Below are 18,327 nucleotides of genomic sequence, written 5' to 3'. Positions count from 1 at the left end.
GGACATCTCGCCCTAACGCGAGACGCATAGGCCTGGGAGGGCCGCTTAGAATGGCTGATACGCCCCAAACCGCACCGGCGGTCAAACCGGTTAATCCCAATTTTTCGTCGGGTCCGTGCTCCAAGCGTCCAGGTTGGACGATTGACGTGCTTGCCAGCGCGCTGACCGGCCGCTCGCATCGCGCCAAGCCCGCCAAGGCGCGCATCCAGCAGGCCATCGACCTGACCCGCGAACTCCTTGAAGTCCCGGCCGATTACCGCATCGGCATCGTCCCCGCTTCCGATACCGGCGCCGTCGAGATGTTCCTCTGGAGCGCCCTGGGCGCCCGGGGGGTCGATATGCTGGCCTGGGAATCGTTCGGCGCCGGCTGGGTCACCGACGTGCAGAAGCAACTCAAGCTCGACGATGTACGCGTGCTCGAAGCGCCCTATGGCGAATTGCCCGATCTCACCCAGGTCGATTTCAACCGCGACGTGGTCTTCACCTGGAACGGCACCACTTCGGGCGTCCGCGTTCCCGATGCGGACTGGATCTCGGCCGACCGGCAGGGCCTGACCATCTGCGACGCCACCTCGGCGGCTTTTGCGCAAAAGCTCGACTTCAGCAAGCTCGATGTCGTCACCTTCTCCTGGCAGAAGGCGCTTGGCGGCGAGGCCGCGCACGGTATCCTGATCCTCTCGCCCCGCGCTGTCGAACGGCTCGAATCCTATAAGCCAGACCGCCCCCTGCCCAAGATTTTCCGCCTGACCAAGGGCGGCAAGCTGATCGAGGGCATTTTCAAGGCCGAGACCATCAATACCGTCTCCATGCTCTGCATCGAAGACGCCATCGACGCCATGAAATGGGGGCTCGAAATCGGCGGCCTCAAGGCCATGCAGGCCCGCGCCGACGCCAATTTCAAGGTTCTGGCCGATTGGGTGGACAAGACCGACTGGGTCGATTTCCTCGCCAAGAATGCCGAGCAGCGCTCCAATACTTCGGTCTGCCTGTCCATCGTCGATCCGGCCATCGCCGCGCTCGATGCCGATGCCCAGGCGGCCTTCGCCAAGGCCATCGTCGCCCGTCTCGACAAGCTCGGCGTGGCCTATGATTTCGGCTCCTATAAGGACGCTCCGGCGGGCCTGCGCATCTGGGCTGGCTCGACGGTCGAAGCCGATGATCTGGCCAAGCTGACGCCCTGGCTCGACTGGGCCTTCGCTGAAGAAAAAGCCGCCCTCAAGGCCTGACAATAAAAGTCAGCGCCGGCCTCTCATTGATCGTCATTGCCGGGCTTGTCCCGGCAATCCATGGACCATCGGCACGAGCCCGGTGGTGACGACCGCAAAGACATCGCGTCGCGACGCTCAAACGCACATTCAGGGACAATCCCAAAATGCCAAAAGTTCTCGTTTCGGATAAGCTCAGCCCCACCGCCGTCCAGATTTTCAAGGATAACGGCGTCGAGGTGGATTACCTGCCCGATCTCGGCAAGGACAAGGAAAAGCTGCTCGAAGTCATCGGGCAATATGACGGCCTCGCCATCCGCTCGGCCACCAAGGTGACCGAGAAGGTCATCGCCGCCGCCACCAATCTCAAGGTTATCGGCCGCGCCGGCATCGGCGTCGACAATGTCGATATTCCGGCGGCGACCAAGAAGGGCATCATCGTGATGAACACGCCCTTCGGCAATTCGATCACCACGGCCGAACATGCCATCGCCATGATGATGGCCCTGGCCCGCCAATTGCCCGAAGCCGACGCCTCGACCCGCGCTTCGAAGTGGGAAAAGAACCGCTTCATGGGCGTCGAAGTCACCAACAAGACGCTCGGCCTGATCGGCGCCGGCAACATCGGCTCCATCGTCGCCGACCGCGCCATCGGCCTGAGGATGAAGGTCATCGCCTATGACCCGTTCCTGACCCCGGAACGCGCACAGACGCTGGGCATCGAAAAGGTGGAACTGGACGACCTGCTCGCCCGCGCCGATTTCATCACCCTGCACACGCCGCTGATCGAGGCGACGCGCAATATTCTCAACGCCGAAAACCTGGCCAAGACCAAGAAGGGCGTCCGCATCGTCAATTGCGCCCGTGGCGGTCTCATCGATGAAGCCGCCCTATACGATGCGCTGAAATCGGGGCAGGTCGCCGGCGCGGCGCTCGACGTGTTCCTGGTGGAACCGGCGGAAAGCAATCCTCTGTTCGAGCTGCCCAATGTGATCTGCACGCCCCATCTGGGCGCCTCGACCACCGAAGCGCAGGAAAATGTCGCCCTGCAGGTCGCCGAGCAGATCTCGGCCTATCTGATGACCGGCGAAATCACCAATGCGCTGAATTTCCCCTCGATTTCGGCCGAGGAAGCCCCAATCATCACCCCCTGGGTCAAGCTCGCCGAGGCGCTGGGCTCCTTCGCCGGCCAGCTCACCGAGACTGCGATCTCGGGTATCAAGATCGAGTTCGAAGGCACGCCCGCCGAACTCAATATCCGCCCCATGGTCGCCGCCGCCATCAATGGCGTGCTCAAGCCTTCGCTGGGCGACGTCAACATGGTCTCGGCGCCCCAGATCGCCAAGGATCGCGGCATCAATGTCGAAACCACCACCCGCGACCGCCAGGGCGCCTATGAAGGCTATATCCGCCTCACCGTCACCACCGAGCGCCAGACAAGGGGCCTGGCGGGCACACTCTTCGCCAATGGCAAGCCGCGCATCATCCAGGTCAAGGATATCAATATGGAGGCCGAATTGTCGCCCTCCATGCTCTATGTGACCAATGAGGACAAGCCCGGCCATATCGGCCGACTGGGCACCCTGCTCGGCACGCTCGGCATCAATATCGCCAATTTCAATCTCGGCCGCGCCGAAGTCGGCGGCGACGCCATTGCCCTCGTTTCCATCGACGGCACCCTGGCCGACGAACAGCTCGGCCAGATCGCCAAGCTCGAAGGCGTCAAGCAGGCCAAGGCGCTCAAGTTCTGAGCGGAGAACCGAACAGCATCAAAAAAGGCGGCCTCCGGGTCGCCTTTTTTATGCCCGCCGCGCCGCCCATTCGGCCAGCACGATGCCGGTCACGATGATGGCGGCGGCCAGAAGATGGTAGGGCTGCAGGCTCTCCCCCAGGATCAGCACCGAGCCCAGCGTGCCGAAAACCGGGATCAGGTTATGGCTGGGTGCGGCCCTGTTGGCCCCCACCAGTTCCACCCCGCGCGCATAGGCGACCTGGCTGAACATGGAAGGAAAGACCGCCACATAGCCGATCACCGCCCAGACGAGCGGCGAGGCATCGGCGAGCTTTGCCACCTGTCCGAGACCGCCGCCGAACAGGGCCAGCATGATCACGCCGGTAATGGCTGCGCCGGAAAAGGACACGGCCATGAAGCTCATGATGTGCATTTTGGGCCGGAAGCGCAGCGCCAGTGTATAGCCGGTATAGGCCAGGCACGCGAGAATGACGAAGCCGTCGCCGACATTGACATTGAGCGTCAGCAGCCGCCCCGGATCGCCATGCGTGGCCGTGAGCAGGACGCCGAAAATCGCCAGCAGCACGCCGATGATCTGGATCAGCCGGGCGCGCACGCGGAAAAAGATGAAATTTGCGCCCAGGATCAGCATGGGGAGCGAAGCCTGCTCGATGGCCGAATTCACCGCGCTGGTGGTTTGCAGCCCCAAATACAGAAACACGTTGAACAGCGCATAGCCGGTGACGCCGAACGCCATCAGCACCGGCCAGTGCCGGCGCACCACGGCCCAATCCTTGCGCAGATGCCGCCAGGCAAAGGGCAGGATCACCGCCGTGGCGAAGACGCAGCGGCTGGCCAGAAGCAGGAACGGGTCGATTTCCCCAACCACCATCTTGGCGGCGACCACATTGCCGCCCCAGAACAGGGGCGCCAGAACCAGCAGCAGATAGGGCTGATCGAGAAGTCGGGCGATTATGCCGCTATTTTGGTTGTCGTGCGGCTTTGTCATCGTCGCTTTGGTGATGTAAGGACAATTGGACTTACCAGTTATTCGGCCACAATCAAACCTAACAAAGGTTGGCCGGAGGGCGGTCATCCGATCTTTTATGGGGCCCGCCCTGGCGCCGGGCCCGTTATCGCGTTTTCTTGGGGAAGACTGGATTATGGCGAATGTGGTTGTCGTCGGCTCGCAATGGGGCGACGAGGGCAAGGGCAAGATCGTGGATTGGCTTTCGGAGCGCGCCGACGTCGTCGTGCGCTTCCATGGCGGCCACAATGCGGGCCATACGCTGGTCATCGACGGGGTGAGCTACAAGCTGGCCCTGCTGCCCTCGGGCCTCGTCCAGGGCAAGCTCTCGGTCATCGGCAATGGCGTGGTGGTGGATCCGCACCATTTCGTCGCCGAAATGGCCAAGCTGCGCGGCCAGGGCGTCAAGATCACCCCCGAAATCCTGCGCATCGCCGACAATGCACCGCTGATTCTCTCGCTGCATCGCGAACTGGACGGCATCCGCGAAGACGGCAATGCCGGCATCAAGATCGGCACCACCCGCCGCGGCATCGGACCGGCCTATGAGGACAAGGTCGGCCGCCGCGCCATCCGGCTGGTCGACCTCAGCGAACCCGACACGCTCATGCCCAAGATCGAGCGGCTGCTGAACCATCACAATGCGCTGCGCCGTGGCATGGGTCTCGCCGAGATTTCCGCCGATTCCATCTTCGAGGAACTGACCTCCATCGCCGCCGAAATCCTGCCTTTCATGGACCAGGTCTGGCGCGTGCTCGAAGACAAGCGCAAGGCCGGCGCCCGCATTCTGTTCGAAGGCGCGCAGGGCGCACTGCTCGACAACGATCACGGGACTTATCCCTACGTCACCTCCTCCAATACCGTTGCCGGCCAGGCTGCCGCCGGTTCGGGCCTCGGCCCCACCGCCATCGGCTATGTGCTGGGCATCACCAAGGCCTATACGACCCGCGTCGGCGAAGGCCCCTTCCCTTGCGAACTCGATGACGAAATCGGCCATCACCTGGCAACAGTGGGGCGCGAAGTGGGGGTCAATACCGGCCGCCCGCGCCGCTGCGGCTGGTTCGACGCCGTACTCGTGCGCCAGACGGTCAAGACCTCGGGCATTACCGGCATCGCCCTGACCAAGCTGGACGTGCTCGACGGCCTCAAGGAGATCAAGGTCTGCGTCGGCTATGAGCTCGACGGATCACGGATTGATTATCTGCCTGCCTCAATGGGGGCACAGGCGCGGGTTAAGCCGATCTACGAAACGCTGGAAGGCTGGTCCGAGACCACGGCAGGCGCCCGTTCCTGGGCCGAATTGCCGGCACAGGCGGTCAAATATGTCCGCTATATTGAAGAGCTTATCGGCACGCCCGTTGCCCTGTTATCCACTTCTCCCGAGCGGGCAGACACGATCCTTGTGGTTGACCCATTCCAAGATTGAGAAATTTTGTTACAAGACTGCGCTGTCAGAGTGAGTACCAAGTAGCCAATGGCGGATTACAAGGAGCTGCTGCGTCGGGCGATCTCGGCGCTGCCCGAGAATAACGGGGCCGCGCGGCGCGCGGTCTATGAGAAGGCGCGTTCGGCCCTGGTCGGGCAATTGCGCGCCATCCAGCCCCCCTTGCCGGCGCGCGACATCACCCAACATCGCCTGCAACTTGAAGATTGTATCCGCCAGGTCGAGCAGGAGGCCAGCGAAGCCGTCATCAATCTGGGCCGTGAAAACCACGTCACGCGCCCGGTCATGGCTGCTCCGGCGCCCAAGCCGCCACCCCTGGCGGAAAAACCGGCAATGCCAAAGGTCGCGCCCGAACCCGACGCCTTGCACGAAGATGTTGCGCCCCCAGCGCCCCAGCCTCCCGAGCCTCATCCGGCCCCTGCCCCCCAGCCGGACGCTCCAGCCGCGAGCGTGGCCCCGCCGCCACCGGCAGCGCCAAGCTCAATCGAAGACATCATTGCCCAGGCTGCCGAGACCTCCGGCGCCTCCCTGAGCGTCGTCCCGGATCGTCAAGAGCCGGTCATCGCTCCCGTCATGGAAGAAGCGCCCGCCATTGTCGCGGTGCCGACCCTTCAGCCCCCTCCGGCGCCCAGCCGTCCCTCGTTCTTCACGCCGCCGCGCGAGCCCGCCATCGCCGTGCCATCCCATATGGGTGACACCGCTCTGGCCCGCCAACCCGTCACCGAGCCGGTCATCATCGAGCCGCAACTGGTGGTCGAGCCGGCTTTGTCCAGCGTGCGCGAGGTCGATGTCGAAACCATCGAGACCCGCGAAGCCGAGGGCGCCATCGAACGCGCCATCGAAACGCTGGATCGCGAGGCGCGCGGCGAAGCCGGCGAGCCGCTGCCTGATTCTCTGCTCATGCCTTCGGGCCTTGCTCATTCCGACGAGCGCGGCGATGAATCCGGCTTTGCCGCCGCCGAAGCCGAACCCCGCTCCGGCGCGGGCCTCACTATTTTCCTCGTGGTCTTCGCCCTGCTCCTGGTGGGTGCCGGCGGCGCCGGTTTCTGGGCCTGGCGCGAAGGCTATGTCGATCTCGACCAGATGTTCGGACGCAGCCAGCCTGTCGCCGAAACGGTACAAGGTGCCGATCAGCCTGCCCTGCCGACGTTGGACGCCAATAATACGAGCGAACCCGGCACGGATACCGAGTCCGCTGGACCCGGCAATACCGCCACCAATACGGTTTCCGAGCCGACCAGCGCACTCGAAGGTCTTGAGGCCGACGATCGGCTCGAACCCACGCCGACGCCGGTGACGCCGACGGGCTCGGAAAGCGTGCTCCCCTCCATTAGCAATGGCGAGAACAAGACCGAGGAGCGGCTGTCCGGCCAGGATACCTCCATCGCCGCCGTGGACGATCCCGCGGCCAGCGTCGATCCGGTCAATCTCGCCGGCAATCAATCGCTGCTGCTGGAGGCCTCAGCCAATGGCCAGAGCGGCGCCGTGCCCTTCTCGGGCACCGTGGACTGGACCGAAGGCGTCGACGAGATCGGCCTGCCGACCCTGTTGGCCCGGGCCAGCATCCCGGCGCGCAATCTCGACGTGTCGATCACCATCCGCAAGAACAGCGACCCGATCCTGCCGGCCAGCCATTTGATGGAAATCACCTTCAATGTGCCCGACACTTTCATGGGCGGATCGATCGCCACCCTGGCCGGTGTGTTGCTCAAGGACGAGGAATTGGTCCCCGGCACGGCCCTGAGCGGCGCGGCGGCGCGCGTCGTGGGGAATTCCTTCCTCTTTGCGCTCAGCGCCTCGCCCAATGATATCACCGCCAATGCCGAGCTTTTGCGCAGCCGCCGCTGGATCGACCTGGCGATCATCTATGGCACCGGGCGCAACGCCATCCTGACGCTGGAAAAAGACGAAACCGCCCAGGTTCTGTTCGACAAGGCGCTGGCGGCCTGGGGCGAATAACAGGCGTGGAGCGCCCTAAGCGCGCTCCAGCCGCCCTTCGTTCAAGAGGTAATGCTTGTGCGCCAGGGCGACGATGTCGTCGCCGTGATGGCTGACCAAAAGCGTGTGCCAGCCGTGCTGGCGGGTCAGTTCCCCCACGAGGTCGCGAATGGTTCGGCGCGTCTCGTCGTCCAGCGCCGAAAAGGGTTCGTCCAGCAGCAGCACGGCGCGATTGCGCAACAGCGTGCGGGCCAGGGCCACCCGCTGTTTTTGGCCGCCCGACAAGGTGGCGGCAGGTTTATCCTCGAAGCCAGCCAGCCCGACTTCGGCCAGCGCCGCGCTAACCAATTGTTTTCCTGCAATTTTCCCCGTGCCTTTGGGCAGGCCGAGTGCAGTGTTTTCCGCAGCACTCAGATGATCGAAAAGATTGTCCGATTGCAGCAGCAGCGAGACCGGCCGGGCCTCGGGCCGGAGGGGCAAAAGATCGGTTTCGTCCACGGACAGAACGCCGCTTTGCGGGCGCTGGAAACCGGCGACCAGATCGAGCAGGGTGGATTTTCCCGACCCGCTGATTCCCGAAATTGCCGTTACTTTTCCAGGGCTTGCCTGCAGGGAGAAGCAATATTGCGGCTGTCCCGGATAGGCGAAGGTGAGGTTATCGACGACCAGCATGGGCAAGCCTTTCGAGCAGACGCGGCAGGAAGATGAAAGCGGCGATGGTGCCGATCAGGAGGATGGCGGCGATGGCGGCGGCATCGTTGGACCGATAGGAGCCGAGCGCCCGATACATCATGAGCGGCAGGGTCTGGAAATCCTGGGTTCCAAACAGGGCGATAACCCCCAGATCGCCGAGGGAAAAGCAGAAGGCCAAAGCCAGCATCAGCCCGATATCGCGCCCCAGCAGGGGATATTCGATGCGGACGAATTGCGTCCACCCATCAAGGCCCAAAGAGCGGATAAGCTTGCCCCGATTGCGCACAATCGCCTCCAGAGGCGGCGCCAGAATCGCCATGGCGAAGGGAAGTGCCAACAGACTGTTAGCACTGACCACAACAAAGGGCGCGGCGAGCCCGGTCGGCACACCAAGGCGGCGCACCAGCAGGAAAAACCCGAGCGAGAGCACCACGGCGGGCACGGCGAGATAGGCAAAAGCGGGGATGCCGAGCAGCGTGCGCGCCAAGGGTTGCGCGCTGGCGCTGCGCCCCAAAGCCAGCATGAGGGCAAGCAGCAGGGTCAGCAGCGCCGAGGCGGAACCGATCAGGACAGAGGTGGCGGCGGCGCGCCAGAAATTGGGCTGCGCCAGCACCCGTCCGAAGCCGCCCATGACGCCGTCATAAAGCACCGAGAGCAGCGGCAGGGCGAAGCCGACAATGGCGACGAGCAGCACCAGCCATTGCAATATCCGCGCCGCGCCGCCGTCACGCCAGGTCGGCGCCAGCGAGCGGCCAAGGGCGGCAGGCGGCGGGGTGAAGGCGGAGGCGAGGAGGATGACGACTGCGCAGACCCCGATCTGGGTCATGGCCAGACGCACCGCGCCATTGAGGTCGAAATCGAGACGCACGGCGGAATAGATCGCCACTTCCAATGTCTGGTTGGCGGGACCGCCGCCCAAAAGCAGCACGATGGGAAAACTGGTAAAGGCCAGAAGGAAGATCACCGCGCCCAGACCCGGCAGGCTCCCGGCCATGGCGGGCCAGTCGATCAGCCGAAAGCGCTGCACGGCGCCCAAGGCGAGCGATTGTCCGACTTTCAGCCGGTTGGCGGGGATGGCGTCAAGCCGGGCCAGAAGGATGCGCGCGGCAAAGGCGCCGTCGAGAATGACATGGGCAAGCAGGATGCCGGAAAGTCCATAGGCGGGGCTGTCGAAAGTGACGCCGAAAAGGGTCTGGCTGATCTGATTGAGCCAGCCATTGCGGCCCCAGATGGACAAAAGGCCGAAGGCCACCACCATGCCCGGCGTGACGATGGCCGCGGCGAAGAGCCCGACGACCAGATCGCGGCCGGTAAAGCGCAGCCGGTTGAGCGCCCAGGCCAGCGCCATGCCGACCACTAGCGACAAAATGGTGGTGAGCCCGGCCTGTATCGCGGTCATCCGCAAAAGATGGGCGATATCGACCCGCGATTGCCCGCCCGCCTCGCCGGCAGCGGCAAGAATGGCCCAGAGGACGACAGCGATCAGGGCCGCTATGGCCAGCGACAGGCCAATGGCCAGCGCGATGCGGTAGGGGCGATGGGGGAGCGTCAGCATGGCTTCACGTCATTGCCTCCCGGCGTCGGAACTTCGGCACATCTTTTTATCCTCTGGACCGATTTGGCTTTGGCGCCCATTCATGGTTTGGGGTGGGAGCGGGGTTGGGCCTGCCATGATGGCAACGCGCATTCGGCGCGTGAATGCTTCTGACCCCCCACCCCTGGCCCTCCCCTCAAGGGGGAGGGGGATTGCATCGGGGTCTGCTATTGCAGGGCCGCCAGCATCTCGTCGATCCATTCGGCGGAATGGGCGATGATGTCGGCCTCGGGCAGGGTCAGCGTCTTGTCCGGCTGCGGCAGGCCGGCAAAGGCGGGATCGAGCTTGTCGCCAAGATCGACCACCGGGAACATCCAATTGGTGGTCGGGATATATTGCTGGCCCTCGGGAGACGCCAGGTAGGCCAGAAAGTCCCTCGCCAATTCCTGCTGGTCGGAGGATTTGAGAATTCCCGCCACTTCGATCTGTGGGAAATGGCCTTCGCGGAACAGAGCCGCTTTGATCGTGTGATCGTCCTCGTCATAGATGTGATAGGCGGGCGAGGTCGTATAGGAGAGCACCATATCGGCTTCGCCATCGAGGAACAGGGCGTAGCTCTCGCTCCATTCGCGGGTCATGGTGAGGATCTTGGGCTTGAGGCCAGCCCAGATTTCGGGGGCACGCTCGCCATAGGCCGCCTTGACCCAGAGCAGCAGGCCGAGACCCGGCGTCGCCGAGCGCGGATCCTGAATGGCTATCTTGACGCTGTCGGGCAGCGCGATCAATTCCTCGAAGGAAGCGGGCGGCACCGGCATGGTGTCGATATCGTGCATGAAGGCGAAATGCGAATAATCGAAGGGCACGAATTGCGCGTCGTTCCAGGGTTCGGGCAGGACCAGTCCGGGCAGTTCCAGCCCATGTTCGGCAAAGAGCCCGGTGGCGCGCGCTTCCCCGGCAATGGCGGTATCGAGGCCGAGCAGGATGTCGGCCTCGGTGCTCTCGCCCTCAAGCTGCACCCGGCGCAGCGTGCCGATGGAGGAATCGGCGCCGACGAAATTGACAATGCAATCGCACTGGCTCTCAAAGCCCTGCTTGAGCGGCACGCCCGGCCCCCATTCGGAGGCGAAACCATCATAGGTGTAGATGGTGAGCACGGGCTTGTCCTGTGCGAGCGCGGTGCCGGACAATCCGGCAACGAGGACCGCAAGCGCGATGGAGGAAAGCTTGACCATGGGTCATCCCTTCATTCAATTGCGGTCATGGGAGAAGGGCTGTGTCAATGGTGGGGGCGCCGAGATGCGCCCTTGCCATCTCGAACTTCCTCCGCCAGCATGACCTGGTTCAGGTTCAATGGGTAACTCTCAGCTCCGGCAGCAACCGGAACACCCCAGCGAGACGATGCGGACCATATTGAGAGACGCCCCCAAGTGCAATCCCCCCCTTCCGATGACGCGGCAAAGCCGCTGCTGAGCTTCGAGCGCCCGCTGGCCATTGTCGGGGGCGGGCATGTCGATGCCGGGATATTGCGCCAATTGGTGGCGCGCGACATCGCCCTGGTCGCCGCCGATGGCGGGGCGGACGCGCTCGGCGCCGCCGGATTGGTGCCCGAGGCCATATTGGGCGATCTTGATTCGCTTGCCGACAAGCAGGGCTGGGAAAGCCGCACCAGGGTGATCCACATTCCCGAACAGATCACCACCGATTTCCAGAAGGCGCTCTATTCCACCCAGGCGCCGGTGACCCTGGCCCTGGGCATGACCGGCAAGCGGCTCGACCATACATTGGCGGCGCTCAGCGCGCTGCATGAAGTGGCCAATCGGCGACGGGTGATCCTGGTCGATGAGGAGGATGTGGCCCTGGCCGTATCGGGGCCGTTCGCCTTCATGGCCGATCAAGGCGAGCGGGTGTCCATCCATCCACTGGCCCCGGTGGTCTTCGAGCGCACCCAAGGCTTGCTCTACCCGATGAACGACCTGCTGCTCGACCCCGTCGGACGGCTGGGTACCTCCAATGCTGCCACTGGCGGCAGGGTAGAGATTGTGCCCCGCGGCGGCACGCCCTGGCTGCTGATCCTCGGCCGGAACCGGCTCTGGGATCTGGTGGCCGCGTTTGCCTGAGCGTGGACGCTCGTCGAAAATCTCTCAGTCCATCGTCGTTGCCCGGCTTGTCCGGGCAATCCAGTGCCGGGCCATTGGTGGTCGCAACGTACATCGTATCCTGCTGACCACGCAGAACCCCCTCCCCGGCCCTCCCCTCAAGGGGGAGGGAGAGATGGAGCCGAGGGATTTGTGGTTACGGCCCGGCCCCAAAACAAAAATCCCCGCCTGGCGGGCGGGGATTTGCAGAACCGGTTTTCGAGGAAACTTAGTCCTCGTCGGCAGTGTTCGACTTGAGCGACTTGAGCTTGGCGAAGACCGAATCCGCGTCGATGTCCTCGTTGGAGGGCTTGGGGGCGGAATAGCCCTGATCCTCGCTCCCTTCCTCGCCTTCATAGCTATTGCGCGCGGCGGCGCGGGCCATTGCTTCCTCTGCCGTGAGCAGGGTCGTGCCCTCGTTGAATTCGCTCTGGGCCGGGGCGTCCTTGGAGGCGCGCTTGACCTCGAGATCGAGATCGATCTGGCTGCACAGGCCCAGCGTCACCGGGTCCATGGCGGTCAGGTTGGCCGAGTTCCAGTGCGAATTGTCGCGCACCGATTCAATGGTGGACTTGGTGGTGCCCACCAGCCGCATGATCTGCGCGTCCTTGAGTTCGGGATGATTGCGCACCAGCCACTTGATGGCATTGGGGCGCTCGTTGCGGCGCGAAATCGGGGTATAGCGCGGGCCCTTGCGCTTGACGGCGGCGACGCGCACCTTGGGCTCGCTCACCTTCATGCGGTAATTGGGATCGGCCTCGGCCTTTTCGATTTCCTCGCGGGCCAATTGCCCGTTCTGCACCGGATTGACGCCCATGATGCCGCTGGCGACGTCACCATCGGCGATGCCTTGCACTTCCAGCGGATGCAGCGTGCAGAAGGCCGCGATCTGTTCAAAGGACAGCGCCGTGTTGTCCACCAGCCAGACGGCGGTCGCCTTGGGCATCAGAAGGGTCTGGGACATGGCTAAATTTCTCCTGGTGGCGCGGCCGGTTTTCCTCCGGGCCGCTCCGCCTCTTGGTCAAAAATTGAGGGGGAACTGATGGTGAATATAAAGAAAATGCCGGCGATCCGCAATGATTAAGTGCCGGTTTCACCGGCTCCGAACGCGGTGAGCAGGATCAGCTTGCCGCGATGGCTGCGACTTTCCATCATCTCATGGGCCGCCCGGGCCGCTTCGAGCGCAAAGCTGGTGATCTGCGGGCGCGGCCAGCCGGGCGCGGCCAGTGCGGCCAGAAAATGCGCGCCGATATAGGCGGCGATTTCGGCCTTGACCGCGCTCGATTGCGGCCTGAGGGTCGAGCCGGAAAGCGTCAAACCCTTGAACATGATCTCGCGCAGCGGCACCGGGGCCTTGCCGCCCTCCAGCGCCGAAATCTGCACGATATGCCCGCCCGGCGCCGCGGCGGCGACATTAACCGCTGCCATCGCCCCGCCGATGATGTCCACCACCCGGTCGGCGCCGCGCCCGCCGCTCAATTCCCGGACGCGCGCGGCAATGTCTTCGCGGTCGCGCACGATATAGGCCATGGCCCCCAGCGACAGGCAATATCGGCCCTTGCTGTCATCGGACACCACGGCAATGGGTTTGGCGCCGATAATGGCGCAGATCTGGATGGCGGCGCCGCCAATGCCGCCCGAGCCGCCATGGATCAGCACCACCATGCCCGGTTCGAGCCCGGCGCGCAGCACCAGGGCCTGGGTGATGGTGAACCAGGTTTCGGGCAGAGCCGCCGCCTCGGCAAAATTCCAGCCTGCCGGCATCGGCAGCACCTGCCCCGCCGGCACGGCGACATATTCGGCGTAGCCGCCGCCATTGGTCAGCGCCATCACCCTCTGCCCCGGGACAAAGCCGGACACCCCCGCCCCGAAACCGGCGACCTCGCCGGCCACTTCCAATCCCGGCAAGGGCGATGCGCCCGGCGGCGGATCGTAATGTCCGCGCCGCTGCGCCAGGTCCGGCCCATTGACCCCCGCTGCCGCCACGCGGATGAGGATATCGGCCACGCCGACCGGCGGCAAAGGCAGCCGGCGGGGCACCAGCATGTCGGGCCCGCCCGGAGCGGCGATGTCCACGGCAAGCATGTCAGGAATTATGGTCATGGCCCGACGTTCGCGCAATTCGGCTTGCCCCGCAAGGCGACCGCGCTAAACTTCCCGAAAAAGCCACGGGAGCAGAAAAATGGAACCGGACGAGCGCCAGAAAATCAGCAGCCACGATATCGGCATGGGGCTCGATGCCCTCTCGGTCGAGGAACTGGCCGAACGGATACAATTGCTGGAAGCCGAAATTCTGCGGCTGCGCGCCGCCATCGCGTCCAAGGGCCAGTCGCGCCAGGCGGCGGAAGCCGCATTCAAGTTCTGAGCCTTCCGAACCGTGCCCCGCCGGTTTCTCGCAAAGTCGTGAACGCATAGGGTTAAGAATTATCGCGTCGTTAAGAACGAATTAATCCTTGGCCGGTAATCTCTCATTATTCAGTTTGTTCTGAATTTTTCAGAGTGGTTTCTCCCTCTGTTTGACGCCTCCCTGTTAACTTCGAGAGCCGCATCTTTTGTGGCTCTTTTTCTTTTGTGCAACGGGATCTGGCTGCCACGCTTAAACCGGATTTTTAGGATAGGCGGAACCATTGCGTGACCGCTGGCGCGATTGCGCCTAGCATGAAGCGCATGGAGGATCAGGCGTGGCCGAAACCAGCGAGACCAAATCCGCGATTGCGATCGGCCCGCGCATCGTCGCCTCGGGCGGCTTTGACCTGCTTTATCGCGAAGGCATGGGGCTAATCGAGGCTGTCGCCGCCTATCTCGACGATCTGGGCCGCATCGAGAGCCGCGTGCTCCCGCGCGAAGCCGGTTTCCTCTACGCCACCGAATCCATGCGCCTGACCACGCGGCTGATGCAATTGGCCTCCTGGCTGCTGTTGCAGCGCGCCGTCAATGAAGGCGAAATCACCCGCGAAAATGCCCGCGCCGAAAAGGAAAAGGTGAAGTTCTCGGCCACACCCAGCCAGCGCGGTGGTCCCGGATATGAGCAATTGCCCCCGACCCTGCGCGACTTCATCGACAAGGGCGACCGCCTGTTTGAGCGGGTGATGCAGCTCGACACGCTGGAAAAGGGCAATCTGCCGGACATGGACAGCGCCGAAGCCCGCGCCAATGGCATCGCCGACCAGCTCGCCCGCCTCAAGGCCGCTTTCGGCCGCAGCTGATCGCCATTGCTGCGCCAGATTGCCCGAAGAAACGGGGCAATGGTGACGGAAGAGTGGGTGCAGCCAAAAAGAAAAAGCCCGGCGCGAGGGCCGGGCTTGATCGAATTCCAATGCCGGAGGGCTTAGATGCCCAGGCCCTTGAAGCGCTCCTTGAAGCGCGACACGCGGCCGCCCCGGTCGAGCAGCTGACCCTGCGTACCGGTCCAGGCCGGATGGGTCTTGGGGTCGATATCGAGCTGAAGCGTGTCGCCTTCCTTGCCCCAGGTCGAACGGGTCTGGTAGGTGGTGCCGTCGGTCATGACCACGTTGATCAGGTGGTAGTCGGGGTGGATGTCACTCTTCATGGCGTCGCCTCAAATCAAACGGGCGCCGCAGCGCCCGGAGAGCAGAAAACTGGTATTGGGCGGCTTACTACAGCACAAGTTGCGCTTCCGCAAGCCTGACGCAGCGGCAATTTTGCCCGTTCCCCAGCAGTTGCCGGGGCCGGGGACAGATCCTATATGGGGGCGGTCGCCTCTTGCGGCAGCCCACCCACAAGACGGCGAACCACAGCCATGACAGACCAGGCATTGCCCATTGAGGCCGATCCCGAAAAGATTGTGCCCGAAGGCCATATCGAGCCGCGGCGGCTGCGCCCGCTGCAACGGCTGGTGCCCTTCGTGCTCGCCTATCCGGTGCGGCTGTCGCTGACCCTGCTGTTCCTGTTGATTTCGGCCATTACCTCCCTCGCCATCCCCGCCGCCCTGGGCGGCGCGATCGATGAAGGCTTCGTGGCGCAGAATCTCGAAAATGTCGGCCGCTATGGCTGGATCGTGCTCACCATCGCCCTGGTGATGGCCATTGCCAGCGGCGCGCGCTTCTATTTCATCTCGGTGATCGGCGAGCGGGTGCTGGCCGATCTGCGCCAGGCGGTCTTCGGCCATTTGCTGCGCCTCGACGCCGCCTATTTCGACCGCAACCGCATCGGCGAACTGACCAGCCGTCTCAATGGCGACGTCGCCGTCATCCGCGGCGCGGTGGGTTCCAGCCTGTCGCTGGCGCTGCGCTCCATGGTCACCATTATCGGGGCGCTGGTGATGATGATTCTCACCAGCCCCGCCCTGACGCTGGCCGTAGTCATCGCCCTGCCCCTGGTCATGGTGCCGGTCATCGCCTTTTCGCGCCGGCTGCGCGGCATGTCGCGCAAGACCCAGGACGCGCTGGCCGACCTCTCCGCCATGGCCACCGAAATGCTGGGCGCCAACCGCACCGTCAAGGCCTTCACCCAAGAACAGGTGCAGTCCACGCTCTACGATCAGCGCAGCGAAGCCTCCTACCACGCCGAAACCAGACGCCTGGGCGCGCGCGCCGTCATGGTCGGCATGGTGATCTTTCTCGGCACCGGCGCGCTGGTGGGACTGGTCTGGTGGGGCGCCCGCTCGGTCTTTGACGGCGCGGTCACGGCGGGACAATTGGCTCAATTCCTCGTCTATGCGCTGATGGCGTCCGGTGCGCTCACCAATGTCTCGGAAGTGCTGGGCACCTTGCAGATGGTTGCCGGATCGACCGAAAGGCTGACCGAAATCCTTGATACCGAACCGGCCATCAAGGATCCCGCCAGCCCCCTCGACCTGCCCGAGCCGCCGCTGGGCACGGTGGAATTCGACAAGGTCAGCTTCGCCTATGACGGCGCCAATGGCGAAAAGGTGCTCGACGGGGTCAGTTTCTCGGTGGCTAAGGGCCAGACCGTGGCTCTGGTCGGGCCGTCCGGTTCGGGCAAGTCCACGACGCTCTCGCTGCTGCAACGCTTCTACGACATCGATGGCGGCACGATCCGGGTCGATGGCATCGATGTCCGCGATCTTCGCCTGGGCGAATTGCGCCAGCGCTTCGCCTATGTCGAGCAGGAGCCGATCATCTTCGCCGGCACCATTCGCGACAATATCCTGTTCGGCAAACCCGAAGCCGGTCATGAGGAGGTGATCGCCGCCGCCAAGGCCGCCCTGGTCGACGATTTCGTCGCCGACCTGCCGGCCGGCTATGACACCATTGTCGGCGAACGCGGCGTCATGCTTTCGGGCGGCCAGAAACAGCGCCTCGCCATTGCCCGCGCCATCCTGCGCAATGCCCCCATTCTGCTGCTGGACGAAGCGACCTCGGCGCTCGACGCCCAGAGCGAATATCTGGTGCAATTGGCGCTCGAACATCTGATGAAGGGCCGCACCACCCTCGTCATCGCCCACCGCCTCGCCACCATTCGCGATGCCAGCACGATCCTCGTGCTCGAAGGCGGGCGCATCATCGACCAGGGCACCCATGGCGAACTGGTCGCCAAGGACGGTCGCTATGCCGAACTGGCGAAATTGCAGTTCCGCGAGGCTTAGGGGTTCAGGCGGCCAGGCGCGGCCATCGGCTCCGGTTTTGCCTTTATCAGGTTGCGGATAGTCCAGAACCCCCACCCTCGATCCCTCCCCTCAAGGGGGAGGGAGGCGCAGGAACGCGGCCTCGGAACGGAGGAAGGTCCTGTTTTGGACCCCACACCACACCAATACCATCGGCGACTGGCCACTGGCATTTTGCATTATTCCATCGCGGCGCATGCCCGGAGTTGACAAAATCGGGTCTGCGGGCTCGGTATAGAAAACTCTCCCCGCCGGATTCGTTTTTCCATGCCAGATCCTGTTTTCATCGCGGTCTGCGTCGCCGCCATCACGCTTGTCGGCCTGTCCAAGGCGGGCCTGCTCGGCGGCCTCGGCGTGGTCGGGGTGCCGCTTCTGACCCTCGTCATGGCCCCGCGCGATGCCGCCGGCATCATGTTGCCGGTGCTGCTCTGCATGGATGCGGTGGCGGTCTGGATGTATCGCAAGGAATGCGACTGGAGCCTCATTCGGGTCATGCTGCCCGGCGCCGCCATCGGCACGCTGATCGGCTGGGCGCTCTGGGCCGTGGTGAGCGACGCGGTGGTCCTGCTCATGGTCGGCGTGGTCACCCTGCTCTTCGTGCTCGACGCCGTGTTTCCGATCCGCAAGCAATTGGCAGGCCTGCCGCCCTCAAAGCCATGGGGCACGTTCTGGGGCGGCATTGCCGGCTTTACCAGCTTCATCTCCCATACCGGCGGCCCTCCCTTCCAGATCTATGTGCTGCCGCGCAAGCTCGCACCCACCGTTTACGCCGGCACCACCGCCTTCTTCTTTGCCATCGTCAACAGCGCCAAGCTGGTGCCCTATTATTTCCTTGGCCAGCTCAACGTCGCCAATCTGACGCTGTCGGCGGCGCTGGCGCCGCTCGGCGTGCTGGCGGTCTTTGTCGGGGTCTCGCTGGTCCGCCGCATCGATGCGCGGCTGTTCTACCGCATTGCCTATTGGCTGGTTTTCCTGTTGTCGCTGCAATTGATCTGGGAAGGCACGAACCGGCTGCTGGCAGGGTAAGGACAT

The 18,327-nt window shown here is 63.8% G+C and carries 16 protein-coding genes and 1 riboswitch; of the genes, 9 read left to right on the top strand and 7 right to left on the bottom strand.

What is annotated here, in order from left to right; all coding sequences use genetic code 11:
* Window positions 1-50 precede the first annotated feature (50 nt).
* Window positions 51-1,226 carry a phosphoserine transaminase gene (locus tag H0482_RS08635; RefSeq protein ID WP_193729613.1) on the top strand — a complete coding sequence of 392 codons (1,176 nt, stop codon included), beginning with the start codon at window positions 51-53 and terminating at the stop codon, window positions 1,224-1,226.
* Window positions 1,227-1,372: 146 nt separating this feature from the next.
* A complete protein-coding gene (gene serA / locus H0482_RS08630) occupies window positions 1,373-2,956 on the top strand; it encodes a phosphoglycerate dehydrogenase (protein ID WP_193729612.1) in 1,584 nt (527 codons plus the stop codon).
* Between the two features lie 48 nt (window positions 2,957-3,004).
* Here the strand turns inward: serA and H0482_RS08625 are convergent, their stop codons facing one another.
* A complete protein-coding gene (locus H0482_RS08625; RefSeq protein WP_193729611.1) occupies window positions 3,005-3,946 on the bottom strand; it encodes a DMT family transporter in 942 nt (313 codons plus the stop codon).
* 154 nt (window positions 3,947-4,100) lie between these two features.
* On the opposite strand from H0482_RS08625, the gene H0482_RS08620 reads away from it, so the two are divergent.
* A complete protein-coding gene (locus tag H0482_RS08620; RefSeq protein WP_193729610.1) occupies window positions 4,101-5,390 on the top strand; it encodes an adenylosuccinate synthase in 1,290 nt (429 codons plus the stop codon).
* 48 nt (window positions 5,391-5,438) lie between these two features.
* Window positions 5,439-7,367: a hypothetical protein gene (locus tag H0482_RS08615; RefSeq protein WP_193729609.1), complete on the top strand. Its 1,929-nt coding sequence runs from the start codon at window positions 5,439-5,441 to the stop codon at window positions 7,365-7,367.
* A gap of 15 nt (window positions 7,368-7,382) precedes the next feature.
* On the opposite strand, the gene H0482_RS08610 is transcribed toward H0482_RS08615, so the two are convergent.
* The 3 genes from H0482_RS08610 to H0482_RS08600 all read right to left on the bottom strand — a co-directional run bounded on the left by H0482_RS08610 (window position 7,383) and on the right by H0482_RS08600 (window position 10,805).
* Entirely contained in the window at window positions 7,383-8,018 is a 636-nt protein-coding gene (locus tag H0482_RS08610) for an ATP-binding cassette domain-containing protein (protein ID WP_193729608.1), read from the bottom strand.
* The gene (locus H0482_RS08605) at window positions 8,002-9,594 is read right to left on the bottom strand and encodes an ABC transporter permease family protein (RefSeq protein WP_193729607.1); all 1,593 of its coding nucleotides are present in this window, start codon (window positions 9,592-9,594) and stop codon (window positions 8,002-8,004) included. The genes H0482_RS08610 and H0482_RS08605 overlap by 17 nt, the downstream gene beginning before the upstream one ends.
* A 206-nt stretch (window positions 9,595-9,800) precedes the next feature.
* Window positions 9,801-10,805, bottom strand: a complete 1,005-nt coding sequence (locus H0482_RS08600) for a thiamine ABC transporter substrate-binding protein (RefSeq protein ID WP_193729606.1) — start codon at window positions 10,803-10,805, stop codon at window positions 9,801-9,803.
* A 69-nt stretch (window positions 10,806-10,874) separates the two neighbouring features.
* A riboswitch (TPP riboswitch) is annotated at window positions 10,875-10,973 on the bottom strand.
* Between the two features lie 27 nt (window positions 10,974-11,000).
* Here H0482_RS08600 and H0482_RS08595 point away from each other — a divergent pair.
* Window positions 11,001-11,690 (top strand): thiamine diphosphokinase, encoded by a 690-nt coding sequence (locus tag H0482_RS08595; protein ID WP_193729605.1) that lies wholly within the window; start codon window positions 11,001-11,003, stop codon window positions 11,688-11,690.
* A 247-nt stretch (window positions 11,691-11,937) separates the two neighbouring features.
* Here H0482_RS08595 and H0482_RS08590 read toward each other — a convergent pair whose 3' ends face one another.
* Window positions 11,938-12,672, bottom strand: a complete 735-nt coding sequence (locus H0482_RS08590) for a DUF1013 domain-containing protein (RefSeq protein ID WP_193729604.1) — start codon at window positions 12,670-12,672, stop codon at window positions 11,938-11,940.
* A 116-nt stretch (window positions 12,673-12,788) separates the two neighbouring features.
* Window positions 12,789-13,811: an NAD(P)H-quinone oxidoreductase gene (locus H0482_RS08585; RefSeq protein WP_193729603.1), complete on the bottom strand. Its 1,023-nt coding sequence runs from the start codon at window positions 13,809-13,811 to the stop codon at window positions 12,789-12,791.
* 79 nt (window positions 13,812-13,890) lie between these two features.
* Here H0482_RS08585 and H0482_RS08580 point away from each other — a divergent pair, with 79 nt between their 5' ends.
* Window positions 13,891-14,073, top strand: a complete 183-nt coding sequence (locus H0482_RS08580) for a DUF1192 domain-containing protein (protein ID WP_193729602.1) — start codon at window positions 13,891-13,893, stop codon at window positions 14,071-14,073.
* Window positions 14,074-14,389: 316 nt separating this feature from the next.
* Window positions 14,390-14,914, top strand: coding sequence for a protease adaptor protein RcdA (rcdA, locus tag H0482_RS08575; RefSeq protein ID WP_330998237.1), 525 nt, complete (start codon window positions 14,390-14,392; stop codon window positions 14,912-14,914).
* Window positions 14,915-15,036: 122 nt separating this feature from the next.
* Here the strand turns inward: rcdA and rpmE are convergent, their stop codons facing one another.
* Window positions 15,037-15,258 (bottom strand): 50S ribosomal protein L31, encoded by a 222-nt coding sequence (gene rpmE / locus H0482_RS08570; protein WP_193729601.1) that lies wholly within the window; start codon window positions 15,256-15,258, stop codon window positions 15,037-15,039.
* A gap of 210 nt (window positions 15,259-15,468) precedes the next feature.
* On the opposite strand from rpmE, the gene H0482_RS08565 reads away from it, so the two are divergent.
* A complete protein-coding gene (locus tag H0482_RS08565; protein ID WP_193729600.1) occupies window positions 15,469-17,277 on the top strand; it encodes an ABC transporter ATP-binding protein in 1,809 nt (602 codons plus the stop codon).
* Window positions 17,278-17,562: 285 nt separating this feature from the next.
* Window positions 17,563-18,321, top strand: coding sequence for a sulfite exporter TauE/SafE family protein (locus H0482_RS08560; protein ID WP_193729599.1), 759 nt, complete (start codon window positions 17,563-17,565; stop codon window positions 18,319-18,321).
* Window positions 18,322-18,327 lie beyond the last annotated feature (6 nt).

It is taken from the genome of Devosia faecipullorum (genome assembly GCF_015158295.1).
GTDB lineage: Bacteria > Pseudomonadota > Alphaproteobacteria > Rhizobiales > Devosiaceae > Devosia > Devosia faecipullorum.
The sequence above is the reverse complement of the archived record's forward strand: the minus strand, read 5'-3'. Positions and strand labels throughout refer to the sequence as shown.